Genomic DNA, 22,072 nt, shown 5'->3' with positions numbered 1-22,072 from the left:
TTCGGTAAGTAAGTGAAAGCAACCGGAAAAAGGTTTTCTTAAATCTAAAAACCGGCTTTTGGTATAACAAAGCCAAAGAAAAATTAAAAGTACTCGAAAAATGAAGGTCACCAAAGTTACTTTTTTTTCCATTCATTGAGTCTAAACTCAGATTCATTTATTGGAGAGAGTTACTTGCGATATTTATCATTTTATCTATTTTTATTCTTTGTCCTTTCCCTTACGCAATGCAAAGCCTTCGGAAAAGATCCGGAGGGTTCCCATCTTGAAAAAATAAAAACATCCACACATTATGACCACACTCGTGAACAATTTGTAAATCGCAGGCCTGATGTTTTAGAGAAAATGCGAGAGAAACAAAATTTCTTTTCGCTTTTCTTTAAATTTGTCTTCGGTGGAGACAAACACCAAAAACCAGATGTAAAATTACCCGAAGAAAAACCAGACTTCTCTGAATTTTTAAAACCGGACGAAAATATAAAATTTATTTGGTTTGGGCATTCTACCTTTCTTGTGAATATAGAAGGAAAACTTTTGTTTTTTGATCCCGTGTTTTCCGAGTCCGCTGCTCCTTTTAGTTTTATGGTGAAACGATTTCAAGATGCAGTGGTTAAGTTAGAAGAACTGCCTCCCATTGATTATATCATTATCTCTCATGATCATTATGATCATTTGGATATGCCTACCATAGAATTTTTTAAATCAACAAAAACTAAATTCATCACACCACTGGGAGTTACTTCTCATATAAAAGAATGGGGTGTTTCGGACGATCGACTAACGGAACTTGATTGGTGGCAGAGTTTTGATCTTGGAAAAATAAAAATTGTTTGTACACCAGCCCAACATTTTTCGGGAAGACGAGGAATGAATGGGAATAAAACTTTATGGTCTTCATGGACTGTGATTGGTGAAAAAGAAAGATTCTATTTTAGCGGTGACTCTGGATATGATGTACATTTCAAAGACATTGGAGATAAATTTGGGCCATTCGATCTTACCTTTATCGAAAATGGACAATACAATCCGATGTGGGAAGCCGTACATGTTTTGCCAGAACAAACAGCAAAAGCACATTTGGATTTAAAAGGCAAAAGGCTTGTGCCAGTTCACTGGGGGATGTTCAACTTATCACTCCATAGTTGGTACGAACCAGCAGAGTCTTTGGAGAAACAAGCTGAGGTTTATCACATTGATCTTCTCACACCAAAATTTGGACAAATTGTTAAAATTCGAGAACCCAACCTAATGGAACGTTGGTGGAAAAAATTCATCCAATCGGAATGATTCTAATTTAATGCCATCTGACAAACTTCGCTTTCGCCAGTTTGTCGGTGGATAGACACGATGATGGGATCATTCTCATCCATTTGTAGCAAAATCCTAGACAAAACATCCAAAAATAGTTCATTTAACATAGGAAAGTTTTTCCCTCATTTCTCTCTAATTTATGTTAAATGCAGGAATTGAGGTTTGACAGGTCATTAGAATATTCAAATAGTGAACGTTAAATTTTATATTGGTGTTCTAAAATGAGAAAAATCCTCCGCCCTGTTCTTTTATCAACTTTGCTTATTTATTCCGCAATTGGTTGTACTCCGAAATCGGATAACAATGATTCCTTGGCTTTGGTTTTGTTAGGGGGTTTGGCTTCGGCCAATGGTTCCAGTGAGGATTTAAGTTGCCAAAATAAAACCCTCAATTGGACGATCAGAACATCGCCGAATACAAATATGTGGACATCAGTAACATACGGCAATGGACTTTTTGCTGCAATTTCCACTGCTGGTGCGGCAATGACATCCCCTGACGGAATCACATGGACAGCGCGTTCTTTTACTCAGGCAAATGCGTTTCAAGGTATCACTTTTGGCAATGGGCTGTTTGTTGGCGTTTCTGCCAACGGAACCGATCGAGTGGTGACCTCAACTGACGGAATTACATGGACACCACGGGCACATGTGGGAACAAATCCGTCCTACCAATCGGTAGCTTATGGAAACGGTATCTATGTAGCAGTGGCTTTTACTGGTCATGTAATGACATCCCCCGACGGAATCACTTGGACTAGCAGGACTGCTTCGGAAACAAACCAATGGAATGCAGTAACGTACGGAAAAGGTCAATTTGTGGCTGTAGCTAGTAGTGGAAACAATCGGGTAATGACATCTTCCGATGGAATCACTTGGACGGCACAAGCTGCCGCAGAAGCAAATGCATGGCTGGGCGTTACTTATGGAAATGGTTTGTATGTAGCCGTTGCTGGTTTTGGAAGTACGAATAGCAATCGAGTAATGACCTCTCCGGACGGAATCACCTGGACGGCCCGTACTCCTCCAGAGGCTAACGATTGGCGAGGGATTACATATGCAAAAGGCATCTATGTCGCTTTGTCTTTAACAGATGGAACCAATCGAATCATGAGTTCCCCAGATGGGATCAATTGGAAAGGTCAAGTCTCACCAGAAGCTGTGGGTTGGAAATCAATTGTTTATGCAGATAATAAATTTGTCGCTGTCTCTGGTTTTACTGCAAGTAGAGCGATGACTGCTAGTTGCGAATAAATGTAGTCTAGTTGTTGTTATGTGATAGGTTTTATATAACAGAAGTTACAGATTGTTTGCACTACTTCCCAACCAGAAAGTTTACTGATGGTTGGTCCAAAGAAACACGAAAGTCTGTAGGAACGTAATTACGTTTGAAAAAATCGAGTATTTGGGGAAAGGATTTTTCTGGGAATTGTACGGAACGATCCTTTCTTTTTTGGAGTTCTCATTTCTGTATTTTTGATGGATCAAAGATCTGTTTATGGGTATTTGTCTTTTTTTCCTTTGGTGACTTCTGCTTTCTATTGTTATTTTTTTCGCGGTCACTTAGAAAAATCAGATATAATAAAACTCTTTGAAACTTTTCAAATCCTCTCAAATTCCGAAAACTTACAGATTTTTGAGAAACTGGGATCCAATCGGTTGGCTGCGATTATTTTTCTTGGTGGTACTTTTGTGATTCTTACCTTGTATCCAATTTATTTGATTCTTTTGGCTTTGTTTAGATGATGAATTTGAATAAAAAAAATAAGTTTTAAAACCAACATCCATAGTTCATCACCCATCTCTCCTATAGAGGTGGTCAAGATGACAAAAAAAATATTTCTATTTCTGATCATTAAGATTGGATTGTTCACTACATCTTTCTTCGTGATATTGAGTTGTTCTTCTAATGATCCAAGTGGAAGTGGGTCTTGGATGGTGAGCCTTCTCGGACTTGTATCCCCGGCGGCAGACGGTAAAAAAGAAACAGGAGAGGATCCAGGTTTTGGATCTGAGGATGTTTTTTCCATTGAATCTGTTTCACCTACAGTGGTATTAGAAAATTCTGAATTTACGATAGTCGGTAAAAATTTAGAAAATGTAACAGAAAAGCAATTGTTTGGTGATGATTATTCTAAGTATTTAAAATTTAAAGAGGTTACAAATTCAAAAATTACCGTTTCCGTGGGGCTTTGTGCCGATTTGTACTTTGTTGTTCCCTTATTTGGAAACAAAGAGAACAGCCAACAAATTTCTATCTCCTGTCTCGGATCTTTTCGTTATCCGATTCGTTCTGCTAAGTTTGATTTGGGTAAGGCCATCACTGCTATCTCACCCAATTTTTCTGAAAATTCTTTGAAGGTTCTAAAATCTTTGGGAGAAATCAAATTTGTTTTAGAATCGAAATTACCAGAAGGAATACTTTTGGATGCAAACTCAGGGGATATTTCGGGAACACCAACGGAGACAACAGGGAATGAGTTTCGATCTTACAAGGTATTTGCAGAGTTAAAATCAAATCCTACTTTCAGAATCCAATCGGAGGTGCGAATGATTGTTCTCACAGAAGAAGAAAAAATCAATCGGACCTGTCGGGTTATGGTTCAGACTTCCACTTGTAAAGGACCTTCGCCGCACCTTTGTTCCAATTCCTCAATCTGTTATATGAGCCAGTTTGCTTGTGAAATGGATCCAAAATGTGGGTTTATAGAACCACCTAACGCCAGCGATTGAAGCGGAAATCCTTTTGCAAAGCAAAAGATTGCAGCGGAAAGCGCGGTCGCTGCAAGGGGTCTGAGTTCCATTTACAAAAATTTGCGAGGCGCCCTAATTTTTTCTAAAATGAGGAACCAAACAAATGAATTTTGAACCTACCAAAAAAACAATAAGTAGGTTATGTATGTTTAAATATTTGGTTTGGTTGTCGTTTCTTTCTCTCCTTTTTTGGAGTTGTTCTCACAAGGAGGATCAGGATCTCATTCCTGGGACAGAACTTACGGGAGATAAAATGGCAGATGTGTTAGTGCTTGCTGTTCTTGCCACTCCACCTTGTCAGTATTTAACGACTGCCAATTCTAGTTCTCCATTTGTTTTGGGCGAAGGTTCCATTTCCATTTGTAGTGTTCAGGCAGTAAATGGATCACTTACGGTTCAGGTTACGGGAACGTATGAAGTAACGGCTAACTCGGGGAGGCAAACTCTTACATCCTCGAGTTGTACTTCGAGTCGGTTTGATTACCATATCGCTTTGAAAGACGGGAATACCGAACTTTTTTCTTCAGGGGTTTCTTCTACCAAACAACTAACATTGGAATCCGGGAAAAACTACATCCTGCAATCGTCAGGGTTAGTGGATGCTTCCCAATACCAGTGTCAGGGAAGACCTGTTGCTTCCAGTATCACTCCGTATCGAATCAATCTTCGAAAATTATGATTTAAAATTTTACCGAAGGATCCATTTCTTTCATTTCTGTTTAGAATGGAATCTTCGGTTTTAGGTAGTATCCGCAATTGCGGTAATCTCTCATCGCATCTCTGTTAGTTTTTATTTAGAATGGGAACATGAAACTTTTGATTTGGGTTATGTTGCCAAACCTTCTGATCTGCGTTACACTTGGATTTTTATTCCAATGTACGCCAGTGGATAAAAAAACATATTTTAAAGGTTTTTATCATACCCTGGACAGACGGCCGCATGGACAACTGGCTTATGCAGAGAAACACGGCTACAATTCTGAATGTTTGGTTTTAATGGAAGGACCTGTCCCCAGTCGTATGGAACCTTGTTCCATCGGGGATAGGAGGTCGGGAAGAGATATGTATCAGGAATCTGAGGTAATTGTGGCGGGAGATTTTTTTCCGATTGATTGGTCCTTTGCTGGTTACGGGTATGAGTTACATGTAACAAATGAAACTTATCAAAGTATTGTTTTTTTCTCGAGTTATTCAAAAAGAAAGGGGCCTTCTCGGTTTTCACCTTGGTATTATCGCCGTGATATGTATGGGACAGAAGTGAAGCGATACAATCCCGGATACCCGTATCGAATCACTCCATTTTATGCAATAGGTCGTTAGAAGATTTCCGATTGACGAACAGGGGAAAATTCTAAAAAAATTTAGATACAATTCTGATTTGAATTTGAACCCAATATGAAACAGTTTTCCACCTTTCTTTTGTTTTTTTTATCCATCCTTTGTTTGCAATTTTTTCAGTCTCCTGTGTTTGGGAAAGACCATAAAAAGATTCATATTGGATTTGGCTCTTGCCTTCACCAAGACAAAGAAAGTCCCATTCTTGGGTTATGGGAAAAGGAATCATTTGATCTCATTCTTTTGTTAGGTGATAATATTTATGCAGACAGTTTGGTTGCTGAGGAAAAAATTCCTGCTTACCAAAAACAATTTCTTCGCCCTGAGTGGAAAAAAATCAGAACACAATCTAAAATCCTGGCAACTTGGGACGATCATGATTACGGGATCAACGATAGTGGGGGAGAATATACCGACAAAGTAAAAAGTCGCGAGGTATTTATATCTTTAGTGGGACCCTTGATGCCAAAAGGTCGAAGTTTTGGAACCAAGGAAGGAAAAGGAATTTTTCATTCTTATTTTTTAGAATTGAATCAGAAAAAAATTCATATCATCATCCCAGACACAAGATACTTTCGTTCTCCATTAAAACGTACGTTTTTTTCTTATTTTACAGGCAAAGGTCGTTATCGTCCCAATGACTCTCCGGACGCCACACTTTTAGGAGAGGAACAATGGGCATGGTTAATTGAAGAATTTAATAAACCTTCAGATTTACTTGTTTTTGTTTCTGGAATACAAGTGATTCCGACAGAACAGCCATTTGAAAAATGGGGAAACTTTCCAAGTGACAGAGAAAGACTGTTTCAACTTTTTAGGGAAGCGAAAACAAAGGAATTCGTCATTCTTTCTGGAGACAGACATATTGCAGAAATATATGAATTTCCAATAACGGAATCCCGAAAATTAATCGAAATCACATCCAGTTCTCTTAATTTACCACTTCCATTTTTGCCATTGGAATATGATTCCGAATATAAACTTGGGTCTGCCTTTAGAGAAGAGAACTATGGGTCTTTACAGATTCAATTTAAAGATGGAAAATTGGTTTGGCGTTCTCAGATCAAAGACAAAACTGGAAATGTAGTTCTTTCCTATCCTAACAATGATTCTAAAGAATGAACTTTTAAAAAAACAATCGGAGGATCCTCGTTTTGAAACCCAAACAAAAAATCTTAGAAAGTTCCTTTGCATTGTTTCGAGAAAAAGGTTTTCAAGCCACGGGAATTGCAGAAATTTTAGATAAAGCTGGTGCTTACAAAAAAACCTTATACGATCATTTCAAATCCAAAGATGACATTGGGTTCGAATATCTAAATTATCTTTCTGAACAACAAAGAGTTGTTATGTTAAAGGTTCTGGCGAAAGCAAATAATATGTCAGACTTCATTGAAAAATGGGTAAACTTTATTGTCAGAAACCAAAGAAATACTTCTCGAAAGGACTGCCCGATCGCTCTTTTTTCAGGGGAAATTTCTCATTTAAGTCAGTTTGATGCATATCGAAATAAAGCAGTACACCATGTTCTAGAAACAGTGGAAACTTGTATTCTTACCTTTTCTCCTAACTTAAAACCTGAACTTGTTAAGGCATTGAGTTATGAATTATATATGAGTTACCTCGGTGGCCTTCGGTTATATGCTTTAACGAAAGATCGTAAGGTGATTGAGAGGATGAAGTCACAAATGGTTGCATCCGCAGAACGTGTTGTTAAAAGTTAAGTATCACCAACTTCCACTCGCACCACCACCTCCCGACCGTCCGCCGCCACCGGAATAGGAGCTACTTGATGACCTGTAGCTTGACCCGGAACTAGAACCAAATCCACCACTTGAGGGGGAAGTCATGAAGTTTGTGAGTGCACTGTGAACTTTATTGGACCATCCAAGTTTTCGAAAGATCATAACAAGGATTAGTGCCAAAAATATAGAACTAAAAAATGAAATGGTTTGGTATATGTTAGGTGAATCATATAAGAAGGAAGTATGTAGTCTTATTCTTTGCCAGAGAATAAAAAACAATGCATTAAAGAATAGAAAACCTTCACCTCCAATAAACCCCAAAAAACCGATCAAAAAGGAAAGAGCAAAATACCACTTCCATAAAAAATGTGGCTCTAACGTTGGTTTTACGGTTTCTTTTTTTGATTCTTCCTTTTGAGAAGGATCTAACTTAGTTAAATGATAAAGAAAATAGTTTGTTGCTTCTGCTGCTCTGATACATATCCAATCAATGTCTCCCGACTTTAAATCGGATTCTATTTCAGATCTAATTTTTGAATTTAGAAGTTTTTGTTCATTTTCTGGATCATTTGATGCAAATGGGAGAAATGTATTATGATCAGTATGAACATAGAGCTCTTTCCTGTTCAGTGAAAATAAAATTGTGATTGCAGGTGAATTTTTAAAAGCTAAGTAATGGAATTTTTTTGCGTCTAGTGCTAAATCGGTGTTTGTATCAAGAAATAGAATTTGTGTTTTTATTTTAAAATTGGACTCGATTTCGTTTACTGTATCTTTTGCTCGTTCATATGAAAATGATTCTAATACATCATGGGGATCGTAAACTCCTGTACCTTCCGTAATGACTTGTTTGTTTTTATGCTTTAGATAGTTGAGCATATCTAAAAAAGAAAGATAACTGTAGTTCGTAAAATCTGATTGTTGTTTTTCTTGGTATCTTCTGTTGAAGATTGTGTTTATTTTATTGCGACTGAGTGACCATCCGAGTTCGGGGGAAGTGACAATGGTCCCCATAAAACCATTTTTAGGAGAAACAACAAATATCACTTTGTTTTTATTTTCTTTGGTATCTTGGTTATTTAAAAGTAACTTTGTTGCTTTTGCCTCTAATCCCCAGGTGGTTTCAGATGGTAATACACAAAATTGAAAGTGCAAATTGGATAGAGCTTTAATTTCCTTTTTTAAAAGCGGAATTGTATCTGGATGTAACTCTTTTTCGACATCATTAAAAGGTTCTGGGCAATTTTTCTCCAAAAAAGAGGCGGAACCTGTTCTCAATTGGTCTAGTATTGCGATTGTGCCTAAACGTACTGCCTCCGATGAGTTACCTGATTTCATATTGGGGATAATGATTTCATCAATGATTCGCTTGGAAAGGATGTCTGTAAGAGTGTCTTCTAGACCATAACCAGCTTCAATGCGAACCTTTCTATTATTGGGAGCTAATAAAAGTAATATACCATTGTCCTTTTCTTTGGATCCTAGTTTCCATTTTTCAAAAACTGCAATCGCTTCTTCCTCTATGGTATTTTTTTCTAACGAATCCGTAATATAAATCACGAGTTGGTTTGTTGTTTTTTTTTCTTCCTCTAATAATCGTTTTTCTAATTCTATTTTTACTTCATTCGGCAAAAAGCCAGTAGGATCAACCACGGGACCTGTGAGTTCGGGGTATGGATCCTTAATTAGATTACAAAAACTACAAAATAAGATGAGTGAAAGGAGTGGAAAACATTTCATTCAGGAATTTCTGTTTTCTCTTTTGGGATCTCTTGGACAAACATCCAAATGATTCCGTCTTTTACTTTCCCAAGACCGAGATAAAGATAATAAAAAGGATATCCTAGTGGCCCAGGTTTGTATTCCTTTTGTACAACTGGTTCCCATTTTTGACGTACTTGCACATGAACAGAAGATAGTTGGACCGCACTAGAAAGATATTTTAATTTCCCCTCCCATCTTTCAATGGATTCGGAAACCTTATTTAATTCTGCTTCGACTTTTAATGTTTCTTCTAAAGTTTTTGCCGATTTTAATATTTCCAAAAGTCGAACTCTCATTTTAAGAGAATTCTCCATTCGTATTTCAGTGTCTGTGTAATCTTCCGTTACGTCTTGTGCAGATACTTCTTCGGAATAGTTTTGTGATTGGTTTCGTAAGGTAAATAAAAACTGTTTTAGTTTTTCTGCGGGGATTTTAAGCTGAACACTTCCATTTGAACTGTATTGAAGCGCATAACCTCCATAAGATTCTGCAAGTTTGATGATCTCGGTTACTTTGGATTCAATTTCTTTTGACTGCAAATTAACATTCACAGAATAGACCATCATTCTTTTGTGGACTTTGGGATTATTTTGGTTTGCCTCCCCAGAAGGAGTTACTACGGGAGCGGAGGAAACATAGTCAGGACCTTCATCATAAGAACGACTGAATGATTTTTTTTCTCTGCCCATTTCTTTTGAGGAAGAACAGGATACAAAAAGAAAGGAAATGCTGAGGAAAAATACGAAGGAAAAAAGTTTTTTAAAGATTTCCATGTTGGATACTGAGTTTAATCCTCTCAGTATCCAATCGCAAATCTTTTTTTATGTGCCGATTGTGGATTCTAAAAAGCTACCATAACCTTTTTCTTTTCCAAGGGCAGTGACAGGTTTTCCTTGGTCAATGGCCAGTTTTCCGTTGATGTACACTTTTTTCACAGTATCATCGTTACGGCGAACCCAACGTTTGAAGTCTTCCATAAATGGCATAGGAGCTTCTACATCTTTTGCCAGAGACTCGTCCAATTTATTTGGGTCGATTAAAACTAAGTCGGCTCGTTTTCCTTCTTTGATGTATCCAGCATCAATTCCAAACCAATCTCCAATTTCTCCCGTAAGTCTATGGACTGCTCTTTCCATTGTCATAAAAGGTTTTTTTTCGAGTTCTGCATCTCTTACTAGTTTTAACATACGAAGTGGAAAATTGTAGTGGGCCATTCCTCGTAAGTGCGCACCCGCATCCGAAAAACCGATTAAAATGTCTGGATAGGATACAATTTTTTGTAATGGTTCTTTCCTGTGATTGGCCATCACCGTATACCAACGTACTTTATTTCCATGTTCGGCTACAAGATCTAGGAAAGCTGTTACGGAATGAACACCTTTCTCTTTGGCAACATCATCAATTGATTTCCCAATGAGAGATTTGTCAGGTGCGTCCACGATCTTTGTTTCTTTGAAGTTACGATGGAAAACTCTTGGTAAAAACCAATTTGTCCATTGGCGTTTAAACCAAGACCTATAACTTGGATCTTTCATAAGTTGTTTTCTTTCTAATTCATCTTCGATATGATTTGCTTTGGCTCCGGCAGCAAATTCTTCAAAAACAACAACGTCCATTCCATCTGCATACAAATCGAAAGGTTCCGGAAGGGCTTGGAATTTAAAGTCAGATCTGAAAATGGTGTTTGTGATCCTTCCGATGAGTCCAAGAAGTTTATATAAACCTGGATCAAACTTAACATCCATAAGAGAGATGATTGTTGTTTTTAGTGGTTTACGAAATAAACCAAACGCTTCTTTTAAAAACATCAAAACATTGACTTTTGTCGAAACATTCGGAACACCTTGGAAGACCTTTCCTCTTTTCCTCAGTGTTTTGTTTAGGTATTGGTATTCGCTCCAATTTGCATACGTGGAAGGTAGAGGTCTTGATCGAAATCGAGATCCATCCATCTTATCCCAAATCAGAGTGTTGATAGAAAGACCCATAAAACCGGCATCAAGTGCTTCTTCGAGAATTTGATTCATTCTTTCTAACTCTTGTTTTGTGGGAACTTCTCCTTTTGTTAAGGATCGTTCGAGTCCCATAACATGAGCACGAATGGCTGAGTGGCCAGCAAAAGATGTAACATTAGGCCCAAGGGGAATATTGTTTAAATGTTTTTTGTATTCTAAAGCAGAGTTCCAATTTTTTTTACTTTCGAGGATGGATAAAACATTCTTCCTGGGAATTGCTTCCACACGACTAAACATGTCAGCCAAATCAGTTGGATCACCAACGGCCAAACTTAAAGAACAACTTCCGAGAGAAATGGTGGTGATTCCATGGCGAACTGACTCTGAAAGGTCTGGAGACATTTCAATCTCTGCATCATAATGTGTATGAAAGTCGATGAATCCCGGTGTGAGCCAAAGACCTTTTGCATCGACGACTGTTTCACCAGGCTTCGGACTTAATTCTGTTTTTGATATGGATAAAACGACTCCATCCTTAATTCGCACATCCCCTATATAAGATGGATTTGTGCTGCCGTCGAAAATTCTCGCCTGTTTGATGAGAGTGTCTGCCATGATACCTCCGGAAAAACCAAACGAAATTATGGCAGATTGACAAAGATTTGTCAATGATTCGTTAAGAATCACTCAAAAGATTCTCTGGACGAAAACTCTCTTTGTTCAGAGAGATGCCACCAAACCTGTCGCTAATTCCACTAACTCTGCTTCGGTGATTTCTCTGTTGTTTTCCTTTGAAGAAATGGACTTGGCTGTCTCAAATAACTGATGTACTTTTGTTTGGGGCACAAAAATTCCTCGGTTTTCTAATAAAAATTGGATGGCTCTATGTCCCGATTGGTTGGTAAACGAGATGGTTTCTGCATCTTTTCTGCCGACAAATTCGGGAGAGAAAGTCCGGTAAGCACCTTTTGATTGTTTTATGGTCTTTGCGACACCATCTTGGTGGATACCAGACCTGTGCGAAAAAATATCTTCTCCAATGATGGGTGTTTTTTCTCCAATAGGAATGCCTGTCATTTCAGCAATTCGTTTTGCAGTAGGATAAATCCTTTGGAAATTAATTCCTAAAGTTTCACCATTTTGATGTAAGGCGATACACGTTTCATACAAATTAGTATTTCCTGCTCTTTCTCCTAATCCATTCAAAGCCACTTCAATTTGTTCAGCCCCCACATAAACACATTCTACGGAAGTGGCAGTGGCCATTCCTAAATCATTGTGTGTATGAACCGAAACTTTGGCTTTGTTTCCAATGAACTCACTTATTTCCTTGACCATATTTACAAACACCATCGGTCGGTAACGTTCGACTGTATTGGGTAAGTTGATGATATTGGCACCAGCTTCAATCGCCGATAGAAACGCATCTTTCGTGAATGCAAAATTTTCGATGGCATCACCAAAATGTTCACCTGAGAATTGGATCTCAACTTCTGGTCCGACAATGGACCTAGCAAAAGAAACAGACTTTTGAATCTTTTGGATGACTTCTTTTTCAGAAATTTTTAAAACATTCCGAATGGAAAAATCACTTACGGGAAATACAATATGCATTCTCGGTTTGTTCGCATATTGGATGGCATCCCAGGTTTTGGCGATTTCTGTTTCATTGGCTCTTGATAATCCTGCAATCGGTTTACCAACTGGTGCTCGTTTGGCTAAGGTCTTACTTGCAACAAATTCTGTTTCATTAGAAGAGGGGAATCCTACTTCGATTCCATCTACATTCAATTCGACAAGTAAGTCGAAGACTTCTATTTTTTCTTCTAAGGTCCAGGGTTTTCGTAAAGCCTGGTTTCCATCCCGCAAAGTAACATCTTGGATTTTAATTTGATTTGGTTTCATGGTTCCTCCACATCCGCTGCCACTACCACCGGGAGGACCCAAAATAAAAAAAGCCCACTTCCCGGTTGGGAGTGGGCTTTGTCACACAGCACGTTCTCCCTCGATCTATAAAAGTCCGAGGAGGAGGAGTAACTGAATGTTAGCAGATAATTTCATACTTAATTTTTAGACGAACTCGTATGGGATTTCCTGTCAATTTTTTTTACGGAAGAAATGGGAAATTTGAACAAGAAATAACAAAGTTCCAAATCCGATGGGGACAAGAAGGGTGAAGGAAATTTGAAATCCAAGTCCAATGGCCACTGTAGAGAGAATGCTTAAGAGAAAAAACGTTGAAAACACAAATCCAGAAACAGGCAAATTGGTTTTCCCACGAGCTAAAAAGAATACAGCAATGGATGGTCCCAAGGTGTAGGAAAAGATGGTGAGTCCCATTTCTAATATTCCTTTCTCCCAAGTTTGGATGAGAAAGTAAGGAATGAGACTGGAACCAAAAAGGGTGATCCCAAAAAAGAGTGAAAGAACTTTGGGGCTAAACCACCGGTCCATTTCCCAATCCCTGGCCCAAGTCAAAGAAAGGGAATTGATTGTAGAACTCAATGTGGACATGGCACTAGCAAGGATAGCCGCAACAAGGATGCCAAGAAAAGGAGAAGGAACTTCATTGATAATGAATTGGCTAAAGACTTTATCAGGAGCCATGTTCTGGCCCGCATAAAATAAATAAAGGAATGAGCCGATCAGTAGAAAAAGAAAAAATTGTAGGATTACAACAATTGCACTTCCAATTAAAATCTTTTGACCTGAGACCAAATTTTTTGTGGCTATGACTCGTTGAACAAGCATTAGATCGGTTCCGTGAGATCCAATCGAAATGAACGCACCACCTATCAGTGCAAATATGATAAAATAACTATTATCTCCTGTGGGAAGATAATCCAAAACCAAAAAGTTCCACTTTCCTAAATTTTGTAATTGGCTTATACTTTCTCCCAAATCTATATCCAACTTTAAAACAAGAAGTCCTAAAGCAAATATTCCGCCGATGATATAAATAAACCATTGAAGTACATCGGTAAATACAATGGCCCGAAATCCACCTACCACAGAGTAAATGATGGTAACGATGCTAAGAATGGTAAGAGCAAAGATCCCCAGAAGTTCTGGTGAAAAATTTAAACCCATTCTTTCCAATAAAAAAGCAATTGGTAAAGAACTAACATACAATCTGATTCCATCACCTAAAAGTCGAGAAATGGTAAATACAAATGAGATAGTTTTTTGTGGAGATTTGCCAAATCGATTTCCTACATATTCGTAAACAGAAATGGTATTTCCAGAAAAATAAGATGGCAAAAGGTATAAGGCAACGATGGTTCTTCCAATCAAATACCCGAACGCAATTTCTAGGAACCGATAATCACCTTTAAATGATAACGATGGAATACTTAAAAATGTTAAACTTGAAGTTTCCGTTGCGACAAGAGAAAGTAAAAGAAAAATCCAATGGATTTCTTTTTTTGCTAAATAAAAATCCTCTTCTTTTTGGTTGTTTTTTGCAAAATGAAATCCAAAATAAAATACGATGATAAAATAAAATACAAGAACGAATAAGTCCCAAATCATAGAATTCCTTTAAGCAATGATATTTAAATTTGGATATTTCAACAACAACCGGAGTAAATCTGAACGAGTGATAATACCAATAGGATGATTATCGTCATCTACCACAGGAATACATCCAATTCTTTCTTCCAAAAGTACTTTGGTTACCCCTCTAATTTCTGATCCCGGAGATCCGACTAACACTCGCTTGGTCATAATGTCTGAAATGGGCCAGTCCCTCTCGTAAGACTTACTTTTTTCTAAAATGTCCCTATCAGAAACAAAACCGACTAGAGCCCCTAAATCGTTTGTGATGGGGAGGTGCCGGATTCCGTTTTCCAACATAAAATCCAAACAATTGGATATGGTTTCGGAAGAGGGAAGACTGAAAGCAGGTTTTGACATGATTTCATGGAGGAAATAGACCGGTTTTTCCGTTTGGCCCGCTGATTCCTGATACACATCACCCGGTGAGCGATGCAAAAAAGAAGAGGTGGGAGGTGGGGAGGTTTCTTCTCCTTTCCCTGAAACAGGTGAAGACTTCCCTCCGGGGTGGATTTTGTGGACTCGATCGGCGTAAGTTGCCGGTGGATTGGGTAAAATGCGTCCATCGTGAATCCAAAAGAACATAATTGTGCCTACCTATCAGAAAAGTTTGTCAAAAATACGAAAAAACTTGCAAAAAACGAACAGTGGTTTTTTATGCATCCTACATTTCCGAAAAGTTCCATACGAAAAGGCAAAATCCATGACCCAACACTACGATAACCTCTACCAAGCCCTCACCCACGTTGCAGAAACTCAGCCAAATAAAATTTCCTTTCGGAAGCGAAAATCGGCCAAAGATTTCCCTGGAATCAGCTTCGGAGATCTGAAACAGTTTGTCGACCACTTGAGTTTGGGTTTTATCGAACTTGGTGTGGAGGTTGGTGACCGGATTGGATTTTTCTGTGATGCCACAGTCAATTGGCTTAGGACTGACATTTCGATTTTAACCTCCGGGGCCGTGGTAGTGCCAAGGGGAACAGACATTGTCCGTGAAGAGATTCTTTATATTCTAAACCATTCCGAAGCAAAATTCCTGGTAGTTCAAAAACCGAAAGATAAAAAACGAATTGATGATCTGTTAGGTGAACTTCCGCACCTCAAACAAATTTTTATTTTGGAAAATGACCAAGGTGATTTGTATACGGGTGAAAATTCAATCCTATCAATCGCCGAAAAAGGCAACGAGAGATGGGGTCAGAACGGCAAACAAACGTTAGAGAATAGGATTCGTCAAACTGATCCTGATGCACTTTCCACTTTGATTTACACTTCTGGAACCACGGGGAATCCCAAAGGTGTGATGTTATCCCAAAAAGGATGGATCACAGCCATTCAAAATACAATTTCTCGCCTGGATATGAATTCAAACGATAATGCCGTAAGTTTACTCCCTCCATGGCATGCATTTGAAAGAGCCATTGAATATGCAGGAATTTTTCTTGGGATCGACTTTTTAGTTTCCAATATGTCGTCATTAAAAGATGACCTAAGAGACTTTCGACCTACAATTTTTCCTTCTGTTCCAAGAATTTGGGAATCGGTTTATAACGGAATCATTGCTAAAGTTGCAAAAGAAGGTGGGTTTAAAGAAAAGTTATTCCATTTCTTTTTAAGATTTGGTTCCACTTGGGCGCATTATTATGCAATGTGTTTTGGTTTCGAATTTGAAATTAAAAAACCGAACTTCATTGTGTCTCTCGTAAAACGTACCTATGCCTTTTTGATTTTAGTGTTTCTCTCTCCATTAAAACTAATTAGCATTCAAATTTTTTCTGCCATTCATAAAGCCTTAGGAGGAAGGATTCGGATCTGTATTTCTGCTGGTTCTGCTCTTCCAAGTGTTGTGGATGGATTTTTATCTGCCATAGGACTAAAGGTTTTGGAAGGATATGGGATGACAGAAACTTCAGCTGTTGTTTCCATACGGTCCAATACAAAACCAACCAAAGGTACAGTGGGGATTCCAATTGCTGGTTATCAAATTCGACTAAAGGATGATACTGGTAAGATACTCACAGATGTTGGAGCGAAAGGAACTCTTTGGATCAAATCAAAACAAATTTTAAAAGGTTACTACAAACGTCCAGAACTCAACCAAGTTGTTTTTGATACTGACGGTTTTTTTGATACTGGAGATTTAATGATGATCTCCCATCGAAACGAATTGGTTTTTGCTGGTCGTTCTAAGGATACTATCGCTCTGATTGGTGGAGAAAACGTAGAACCCATTCCGATTGAAGACAAACTATTAACTTCTTCTTTTATCGACCAAGTAATGGTTGTGGGGCATGACAAAAAAACTCTTGGTGCTCTCATTGTTCCCAACTTTGAAGCAGTGGAGACAAAGATCCCTGGCATTTCTAAAGAAAAAGCAGATGAGTGGAATGCCAATCCCAAGGTTCGGGAGTTATACCGAGCAGAAATTTCACGCATTATATCTCGCGAAAACGGATTCAAAGGGTTTGAGATGATACCAGCTAACAATTTCTATGTGGTTCCTCGGCCATTTGATCCCGATGTCGAAATGACACGAACTTTAAAAATGAAGAGAAATGTCATTTCTGATGTATTCTCAAAACAAATTGAAGGAATTTACCAATGATACACCCAAAACTGAATCCCTATCTAAATGAGGAGGAAAGAAGTTTTTACAATACAGTTTTCCAATTTTCGGAAGATAAAGTTTTCCCTTCTGCAGAAGAAAGAGATGAAAAAGAAATCTGGTCGGATGATTTATGGAAAGAATTTAGCAAAGCAGGTTTGACCGGGCTTACTATCCCATCGGAATTTGGTGGGGAGGGCGCAAGTTGTTTACAATGTTCAATCGCAACTGATGCATTCGCATCTGGATCGTTAGATGGTGGAATGGGGCTTTCCTGGGTTGCTCACTTAGTCATTGGAACCATGCCGATTATTTTCCAAGGAACTAACGAACAAAAATCAAAATACCTTCCGAAACTTGCTTCCGGTGAATGGATGGCCGGTTTTGCTCTTACCGAACCAGCTTCTGGATCAGATGCCGCTTCACTATTAACAAAAGCTGAGGAGGTTGAGGACGGTTGGAAATTGAATGGTACAAAAATGTACATCACCAATGGTCCCGTTGGCCAGGTATTTGTTGTAATGGCCCGTACATCTGAAAAAGGAAGAGGGCCAATGGGGATATCCGCTTTCATCGTTGAAAGTCATACTCCCGGATTTAAGGTCAGTAAGGTTTTGAAAAAATTAGGTCACCATACTTCTATGACCGCTGAACTAGTGTTTGAGGATATGATCATTCCGAAAGAAAATTTACTGGGTCCAATCAATACCGGGTTTATGAGGATAGGGAAAGAAACTTTGGAATGGGAACGGACTGTTTTTGTTGCTGGTCTTGCTGGTGCCATGGAGTTTTGTTTTCGCAAAGGGCTTCGTTATGCGAACGAGAGGATACAGTTTGGAAAACCAATTTCAAGTTTTTATGGAATGCGTGATATCCTAGTTCGGAACTGGGTTTATATCCAAGCTGCACGAAGATTGATTTATTGGGTAGCAGAAAGGAAGGATCGAGGAGTTGCATCTCCATTAGAAAGTAGTTTAGGTAAACTTATCTCTTCGGAAATTGCAGAGGATGTTGCAAAAGATTCTGTACAGTTGTTTGGTGGATATGGTTATATGAAGGAATATTCGGTCGAACGATTTTACCGAGATGTAAAATTGGGCACCATTGGTGGAGGGACCAGTGAAATCCAACGTTCGATCATTTCTTCCTTATATCCAGGGAAAGAAAAGTTTTTAAAAGATTTTTCTAAATTAGAACTAGAATCAACCCTAACAGACAAAATTCAAAATGTACTTTTTGAAATCATACTTTCTATGGATTCAGAACCAAATCGAAAAAAACAACAATCCGTGGAATTTGCTTTTGCAGACGTTTTGTCCATTTTTGTCATCCTTTCTCTTTCAGAAATTGACACTCATAAATCTACAGAATACTATTCTCGTGATGAAAAATTGATGGATCGAAAGTTACTTTCGTATTATCTTGTGGGCAAGTATCTTATGTCATTCACACGACTTTCTCATTATGTTCCCGAAAAATTGATCCAACTTTGGGATTTTTATTCTCAATTAGGGAAATCAATTGAGGAGTCTGTACATGAGCGTTTTCACTCTCTTCAGGAACTTTTGTAACCCATGAAAGCAGCTAGCCGAATTGCATTTTTTTATTTGTTATTTGGCTACGTCTGGATTTACTTTTCAGACTATGCAATTTCTCTTATATTCAAATCTACTGAAGATATTAGGGAATCCCAAAGTCTAAAAGGTTGGGGATTTGTGACTGTATCTGCAGTCATCATTTTTATACTTTTGGTTCGGGAGCTAAGGAGGCAGAAACACGTTCTATTTGAAAAAATAGAGTCTGACCAACTTTTCCAAATCATTTTGGAACGGATTGAAGATGCAGTGATTGTTTTCAATTTGGATACTTGGAAAATAGATTTTTTAAGTGAACAAGTTTCTCGTTTATTTGATATCCCGACAAAAGAAATTCTCATTCATCCTGAACTCCTGATCGAACGTGTCCACGAAGGCGATAGAGCTCGGATGACCAATATTTGGATGAACCAATTACGAGAAAATCATACTGGGTTGCTATATCGTATTTGTATGTTAGATGGGAAAATAAAGTGGGCGTTAGAACATCGTCTGTATATCCCAACAAAAGGTGGAAGTGCCAATAAAGCCGTAGCTGTCATTTCGGATATGACAAGTTATATGGAAAACCAATCCCAGCTTGAACGTTCACTAAAGGAAAATGAAACTTTGTTGACGGAAGTCCATCACAGAGTGAAAAATAATTTAGCGGTTATCATTTCATTTTTACAACTTCAAGTATATTCCTCTCCACCAGAAACTGCTGATATTCTGGAACAAAGTATTGTCAGAATCAAAGCTATCGCTTTGGTGCATGAAAAACTTTATAGTAGCAAAAACTTATCAGGTCTTAGTTCTGTAGATTATATTACAAGTCTTGTGGAAAATATCAAACTCATGTATATGAGAACAGACATTCGCATCGAACTTGATATACAAAAAATCGAATTTAATATTGTCGATGCAATCCCTATGGGTCTCATGATCACGGAAATGTTGACTAATAGTTTTCGTCATGCATTCGGCGGTGGACAATCTGATGCTCTCATTAAAATTGATTTTATTGTAATGGATCAATTCAATTATGAATTAAAATATCGAGACAATGGAATTGGTTTCCCTCCTGGCCTTAATTATAAAAAAGCAGAATCCATTGGATTATCTGTAATTTTTTCGTTATGCAGTCAGATGAACGGTCGCGAAGTGGAATGTTCTTCCGCACCAAATGAAGGTGTATTTTATCATTTTGCCTTTTCACCAAAAAAGGCAATCCCAAAGGAAAATATAAATGTATCAAAAGGGTAAAAGTTTTTTAGAAATTCAAATCGGTGATTCTGCGTCATTTACCAAAACAATTACTGAAACGGATGTATATCTCTTTGCAGGGATTAGCGGGGATTTTAATCCGCTTCATGTTGATGAAGAATACGCAAAATCAACTAGTTTTGGAACGAGGATTGCTCATGGAGGACTTGCTGCATCACTCCTTGCCCCTGTGCTTGGGATGAAGTTGCCAGGCCTTGGAACGGTTGCTTTAGAAACGACAACCAAATTCAGAAAACCTGTTTATTTTGGAGATACAATCACTTGTTTGGTGGAAGTTGTTGAAAAGGTAGAAAGATTAAAAGCAGTAAAAATGAAGATTGTTTGGACCAACCAAAAATCAGAAGTAGTGAGCAAAGGAGAAACTCTTGTCATTCCTCCCGGTTGAGGAATTGACCTACGAGTCCAATTTCGTCTTCAACATATTCACGAATTTCTTCCAATTCATCTTCATCTAATATTTCTTCTAAAATTTCCTCTCCTGACTCATCTTGCCCAATTCGCATGACGATGTATCCTGGGACGTCGGAATCAGGATCATCCATTTCCACATTAACAAATTGAAATTCTTGTTCTGTGCTTGGTAGGAAAACAAGGTAATCATTTCCCATTTGAGAAAAGGAATAAAATACTTCCCATTGATAATTGTTTCCCTTTTCATCCACCAGATCTATTTCTTCTGTGACTCTACTAGGAAGAAAGTCATCACCTTGGAATCCGAAATCTTTTATATCCATTAGGAGAAAAACTCCTTCTCAAAGGGAAGACTATGTTTTTTCTTGAAGTTGCATTCTTTGCATGCTGGAACTAAATTAGCCTTGACTGATTTCCCGCCTCGAATAAGGGGAATTAGGTGGTCCATTGTCAATTCTTCCACTTTAAATTTTTTTCCACAATAATGGCAAATTCCGGAAGAACGTTTGTTCTTCCACCACGCACTAGTTTTTAGTTCTTTTGCCTTCTTTCGTTCCCTTGCTATTTCTTCATCGCTCACATCGGAAAAAAAAGAATCGGAAGGTGTATCCGTCATAATTTAAAAAAATCTGTTTTTTTCTCTTCGTCAAGAAAAAGATGGAGGAATGGGAAGATTGGTTTACCTAGATAACTTGAGGTCCTTTGCACTTTTACTCGGAATTGTGTTTCATGCTGCCATTGTGTATGCTTCGGAGATCAAATATGCCATTCAAGTTGAGGATCGGAGCGATGTTCTTTCTTATTTTTGTTATTGGATTCATAGTTATCGAATGCCAATGTTTTATATGATTTCAGGTTTTTTTTCCGCTATGGTTTGGGAAAAAAAAGGGAGGAACTTTTATTTAGAGGCAAGATTTAAACGTGTGTTAGTTCCAACGATCTTTGGACTTATTTTTCTAGCACCTATCCAATACTACCTTACCGAAAGGATAAAAAGTCCCAATATAGAGCTTTTATCATTTTTAAAATTCTTTTTCACAAAAGAAAATTTTCAACATTCTCATATTTGGTTCCTTGTTGATTTGTTTTGTTTTAGTATTTTATATAGTTTGATTCCAAAATCCATTTTTAAATCAAAACTATGGAATCAAATTTCTCATGATTTTTTTAGATATCTAATACTTATTGGTTTTTGTTTTTTTACTGTATTTCTAAGTCATATTCAGATTTCCAAAGGAGAATCTTATTACGGAATCTTTAAACTAACATTTATTTTTCAGTTTTCTTTTTTTCTTTCTGGAGTCTTTTGTTATCATTGGAAAACCATTTTGACACCTAAAAATATTTCCCTATTGAAAGTGTTCTCTGTTTTTGTTTGGGCGATTGTTGTCTACTTAGTATTTCGAGATTTGGAGATTGAGGATCCGCTTTGGATATATTTTCATTATGCGAACGTTTGGTTGAGGCCAATTCATATTTTTTTATGGGTTCTTTCTCCGTTCCTTTGGACAAATTTTCTTGTTTCTGTGTTCCAAACCTTTGGCAATAAAGAGGGAAAATTAGGATCTTATTTGATTGAAGCAAGCCTGCCCATCTATTTAGTCCACCATCCTATCTCTTTATTTTATGCGTATTGGGTGAGAGAGATGGATTGGGGGATATGGGTGAAGTTTTTTTCCCATATCCTTTTTGTTTTACTGGTCAGTTTTTTCTTATACGAAGTTTTCATCCGAAAAATAAAACTCTTTCGTTTTGTTTTCGGATTAAAAACAAAATAGGT

At 37.8% G+C, this 22,072-nt stretch carries 22 protein-coding genes; 13 read left to right on the top strand and 9 right to left on the bottom strand.

The features are described from left to right. The first annotated feature begins 174 nt into the window (after positions 1-174). Positions 175-1,287 carry an MBL fold metallo-hydrolase gene (locus CLV96_RS05560; protein ID WP_004788641.1) on the top strand — a complete coding sequence of 371 codons (1,113 nt, stop codon included), beginning with the start codon at positions 175-177 and terminating at the stop codon, positions 1,285-1,287. A 2-nt stretch (positions 1,288-1,289) separates the two neighbouring features. Here CLV96_RS05560 and CLV96_RS20075 read toward each other — a convergent pair whose 3' ends face one another. Then, positions 1,290-1,418 (bottom strand): hypothetical protein, encoded by a 129-nt coding sequence (locus CLV96_RS20075; protein WP_004788664.1) that lies wholly within the window; start codon positions 1,416-1,418, stop codon positions 1,290-1,292. Positions 1,419-1,532: 114 nt separating this feature from the next. Between CLV96_RS20075 and CLV96_RS05555 the strand changes: the two genes are divergently transcribed. The 7 genes from CLV96_RS05555 (at position 1,533) to CLV96_RS05525 (ending at position 7,120) form a co-directional block, all read left to right on the top strand. Continuing rightward, the gene (locus tag CLV96_RS05555) at positions 1,533-2,564 is read left to right on the top strand and encodes a DUF6242 domain-containing protein (protein ID WP_004788762.1); all 1,032 of its coding nucleotides are present in this window, start codon (positions 1,533-1,535) and stop codon (positions 2,562-2,564) included. Between the two features lie 225 nt (positions 2,565-2,789). Further along, on the top strand, positions 2,790-3,056 hold the full coding sequence (locus tag CLV96_RS05550) for a hypothetical protein (protein ID WP_004788754.1): 267 nt from the start codon (positions 2,790-2,792) through the stop codon (positions 3,054-3,056). Positions 3,057-3,134: 78 nt separating this feature from the next. Further along, on the top strand, positions 3,135-4,043 hold the full coding sequence (locus CLV96_RS05545; protein WP_040917568.1) for a hypothetical protein: 909 nt from the start codon (positions 3,135-3,137) through the stop codon (positions 4,041-4,043). A 124-nt stretch (positions 4,044-4,167) separates the two neighbouring features. Continuing rightward, complete coding sequence (locus CLV96_RS05540) at positions 4,168-4,743, top strand: hypothetical protein (RefSeq protein ID WP_004789105.1); 576 nt, start codon at positions 4,168-4,170, stop codon at positions 4,741-4,743. A 128-nt stretch (positions 4,744-4,871) separates the two neighbouring features. Then, on the top strand, positions 4,872-5,384 hold the full coding sequence (locus CLV96_RS05535) for a hypothetical protein (protein WP_004788979.1): 513 nt from the start codon (positions 4,872-4,874) through the stop codon (positions 5,382-5,384). A 75-nt stretch (positions 5,385-5,459) separates the two neighbouring features. Beyond that, positions 5,460-6,521: an alkaline phosphatase D family protein gene (locus CLV96_RS05530; RefSeq protein ID WP_004788630.1), complete on the top strand. Its 1,062-nt coding sequence runs from the start codon at positions 5,460-5,462 to the stop codon at positions 6,519-6,521. Between the two features lie 32 nt (positions 6,522-6,553). Further along, positions 6,554-7,120 carry a TetR/AcrR family transcriptional regulator gene (locus tag CLV96_RS05525; RefSeq protein ID WP_004788346.1) on the top strand — a complete coding sequence of 189 codons (567 nt, stop codon included), beginning with the start codon at positions 6,554-6,556 and terminating at the stop codon, positions 7,118-7,120. Between the two features lie 3 nt (positions 7,121-7,123). Here the strand turns inward: CLV96_RS05525 and CLV96_RS05520 are convergent, their stop codons facing one another. The 6 genes from CLV96_RS05520 to CLV96_RS05495 all read right to left on the bottom strand — a co-directional run bounded on the left by CLV96_RS05520 (position 7,124) and on the right by CLV96_RS05495 (position 15,000). After that, on the bottom strand, positions 7,124-8,881 hold the full coding sequence (locus CLV96_RS05520) for a TPM domain-containing protein (RefSeq protein ID WP_004788452.1): 1,758 nt from the start codon (positions 8,879-8,881) through the stop codon (positions 7,124-7,126). Further along, on the bottom strand, positions 8,878-9,678 hold the full coding sequence (locus CLV96_RS05515; protein ID WP_004789038.1) for a DUF4349 domain-containing protein: 801 nt from the start codon (positions 9,676-9,678) through the stop codon (positions 8,878-8,880). Before CLV96_RS05515 ends, CLV96_RS05520 begins: the two co-directional genes overlap by 4 nt. A gap of 48 nt (positions 9,679-9,726) precedes the next feature. Next, complete coding sequence (locus tag CLV96_RS05510; RefSeq protein WP_004788813.1) at positions 9,727-11,475, bottom strand: N-acyl-D-amino-acid deacylase family protein; 1,749 nt, start codon at positions 11,473-11,475, stop codon at positions 9,727-9,729. A 105-nt stretch (positions 11,476-11,580) separates the two neighbouring features. Next, the gene (gene leuA2, locus CLV96_RS05505) at positions 11,581-12,765 is read right to left on the bottom strand and encodes a 2-isopropylmalate synthase LeuA2 (RefSeq protein WP_040917708.1); all 1,185 of its coding nucleotides are present in this window, start codon (positions 12,763-12,765) and stop codon (positions 11,581-11,583) included. 192 nt (positions 12,766-12,957) lie between these two features. Next, positions 12,958-14,391, bottom strand: coding sequence for a sodium:solute symporter (locus CLV96_RS05500; RefSeq protein ID WP_134151854.1), 1,434 nt, complete (start codon positions 14,389-14,391; stop codon positions 12,958-12,960). Between the two features lie 9 nt (positions 14,392-14,400). After that, entirely contained in the window at positions 14,401-15,000 is a 600-nt protein-coding gene (locus CLV96_RS05495) for a CBS domain-containing protein (protein WP_004788414.1), read from the bottom strand. A gap of 118 nt (positions 15,001-15,118) precedes the next feature. Here CLV96_RS05495 and CLV96_RS05490 point away from each other — a divergent pair, with 118 nt between their 5' ends. From CLV96_RS05490 to CLV96_RS05475, 4 genes are read left to right on the top strand one after another with little or no spacing between them, the layout of a single operon-like run. Continuing rightward, positions 15,119-17,020, top strand: a complete 1,902-nt coding sequence (locus tag CLV96_RS05490) for an AMP-dependent synthetase/ligase (protein WP_040917710.1) — start codon at positions 15,119-15,121, stop codon at positions 17,018-17,020. Further along, on the top strand, positions 17,017-18,591 hold the full coding sequence (locus CLV96_RS05485; protein WP_004788583.1) for an acyl-CoA dehydrogenase family protein: 1,575 nt from the start codon (positions 17,017-17,019) through the stop codon (positions 18,589-18,591). Before CLV96_RS05490 ends, CLV96_RS05485 begins: the two co-directional genes overlap by 4 nt. A gap of 3 nt (positions 18,592-18,594) precedes the next feature. Beyond that, positions 18,595-19,860 carry a sensor histidine kinase gene (locus CLV96_RS05480; RefSeq protein WP_004788528.1) on the top strand — a complete coding sequence of 422 codons (1,266 nt, stop codon included), beginning with the start codon at positions 18,595-18,597 and terminating at the stop codon, positions 19,858-19,860. Next, on the top strand, positions 19,844-20,266 hold the full coding sequence (locus CLV96_RS05475; RefSeq protein WP_004788910.1) for a MaoC family dehydratase: 423 nt from the start codon (positions 19,844-19,846) through the stop codon (positions 20,264-20,266). The genes CLV96_RS05480 and CLV96_RS05475 overlap by 17 nt, the downstream gene beginning before the upstream one ends. Here the strand turns inward: CLV96_RS05475 and CLV96_RS05470 are convergent. Then, positions 20,250-20,615 carry a DUF1292 domain-containing protein gene (locus tag CLV96_RS05470; protein ID WP_004789002.1) on the bottom strand — a complete coding sequence of 122 codons (366 nt, stop codon included), beginning with the start codon at positions 20,613-20,615 and terminating at the stop codon, positions 20,250-20,252. The genes CLV96_RS05475 and CLV96_RS05470 overlap by 17 nt on opposite strands. Further along, positions 20,615-20,908 (bottom strand): HNH endonuclease, encoded by a 294-nt coding sequence (locus CLV96_RS05465; protein ID WP_004788310.1) that lies wholly within the window; start codon positions 20,906-20,908, stop codon positions 20,615-20,617. The genes CLV96_RS05470 and CLV96_RS05465 overlap by 1 nt, the downstream gene beginning before the upstream one ends. A gap of 49 nt (positions 20,909-20,957) precedes the next feature. On the opposite strand from CLV96_RS05465, the gene CLV96_RS05460 reads away from it, so the two are divergent. Continuing rightward, positions 20,958-22,070, top strand: a complete 1,113-nt coding sequence (locus tag CLV96_RS05460; protein WP_004789241.1) for an acyltransferase family protein — start codon at positions 20,958-20,960, stop codon at positions 22,068-22,070. The last annotated feature ends 2 nt before the right edge of the window (positions 22,071-22,072 follow it).

This window comes from Leptospira meyeri (assembly GCF_004368965.1).
Taxonomy (GTDB): domain Bacteria; phylum Spirochaetota; class Leptospiria; order Leptospirales; family Leptospiraceae; genus Leptospira_A; species Leptospira_A meyeri.
This window is presented reverse-complemented; position numbering and strand designations above follow the sequence as displayed.

Coding starts and splice junctions, on each gene's coding strand:
- CLV96_RS05500 (WP_134151854.1), bottom strand. CDS start 14,391: ATGATTTGGGACTTATTCGTTCTTGTATTTTATTTTATCATCGTATTT.
- CLV96_RS05545 (WP_040917568.1), top strand. CDS start 3,135: ATGACAAAAAAAATATTTCTATTTCTGATCATTAAGATTGGATTGTTC.
- CLV96_RS05490 (WP_040917710.1), top strand. CDS start 15,119: ATGACCCAACACTACGATAACCTCTACCAAGCCCTCACCCACGTTGCA.
- CLV96_RS05480 (WP_004788528.1), top strand. CDS start 18,595: ATGAAAGCAGCTAGCCGAATTGCATTTTTTTATTTGTTATTTGGCTAC.
- leuA2 (WP_040917708.1), bottom strand. CDS start 12,765: ATGAAACCAAATCAAATTAAAATCCAAGATGTTACTTTGCGGGATGGA.
- CLV96_RS05550 (WP_004788754.1), top strand. CDS start 2,790: ATGGATCAAAGATCTGTTTATGGGTATTTGTCTTTTTTTCCTTTGGTG.
- CLV96_RS05470 (WP_004789002.1), bottom strand. CDS start 20,615: ATGGATATAAAAGATTTCGGATTCCAAGGTGATGACTTTCTTCCTAGT.
- CLV96_RS05475 (WP_004788910.1), top strand. CDS start 19,844: ATGTATCAAAAGGGTAAAAGTTTTTTAGAAATTCAAATCGGTGATTCT.
- CLV96_RS05510 (WP_004788813.1), bottom strand. CDS start 11,475: ATGGCAGACACTCTCATCAAACAGGCGAGAATTTTCGACGGCAGCACA.
- CLV96_RS05485 (WP_004788583.1), top strand. CDS start 17,017: ATGATACACCCAAAACTGAATCCCTATCTAAATGAGGAGGAAAGAAGT.
- CLV96_RS05495 (WP_004788414.1), bottom strand. CDS start 15,000: ATGTTCTTTTGGATTCACGATGGACGCATTTTACCCAATCCACCGGCA.
- CLV96_RS05535 (WP_004788979.1), top strand. CDS start 4,872: ATGAAACTTTTGATTTGGGTTATGTTGCCAAACCTTCTGATCTGCGTT.
- CLV96_RS05530 (WP_004788630.1), top strand. CDS start 5,460: ATGAAACAGTTTTCCACCTTTCTTTTGTTTTTTTTATCCATCCTTTGT.
- CLV96_RS05460 (WP_004789241.1), top strand. CDS start 20,958: ATGGGAAGATTGGTTTACCTAGATAACTTGAGGTCCTTTGCACTTTTA.
- CLV96_RS05465 (WP_004788310.1), bottom strand. CDS start 20,908: ATGACGGATACACCTTCCGATTCTTTTTTTTCCGATGTGAGCGATGAA.
- CLV96_RS05520 (WP_004788452.1), bottom strand. CDS start 8,881: ATGAAATGTTTTCCACTCCTTTCACTCATCTTATTTTGTAGTTTTTGT.
- CLV96_RS05540 (WP_004789105.1), top strand. CDS start 4,168: ATGAATTTTGAACCTACCAAAAAAACAATAAGTAGGTTATGTATGTTT.
- CLV96_RS05555 (WP_004788762.1), top strand. CDS start 1,533: ATGAGAAAAATCCTCCGCCCTGTTCTTTTATCAACTTTGCTTATTTAT.
- CLV96_RS20075 (WP_004788664.1), bottom strand. CDS start 1,418: ATGTTAAATGAACTATTTTTGGATGTTTTGTCTAGGATTTTGCTACAA.
- CLV96_RS05515 (WP_004789038.1), bottom strand. CDS start 9,678: ATGGAAATCTTTAAAAAACTTTTTTCCTTCGTATTTTTCCTCAGCATT.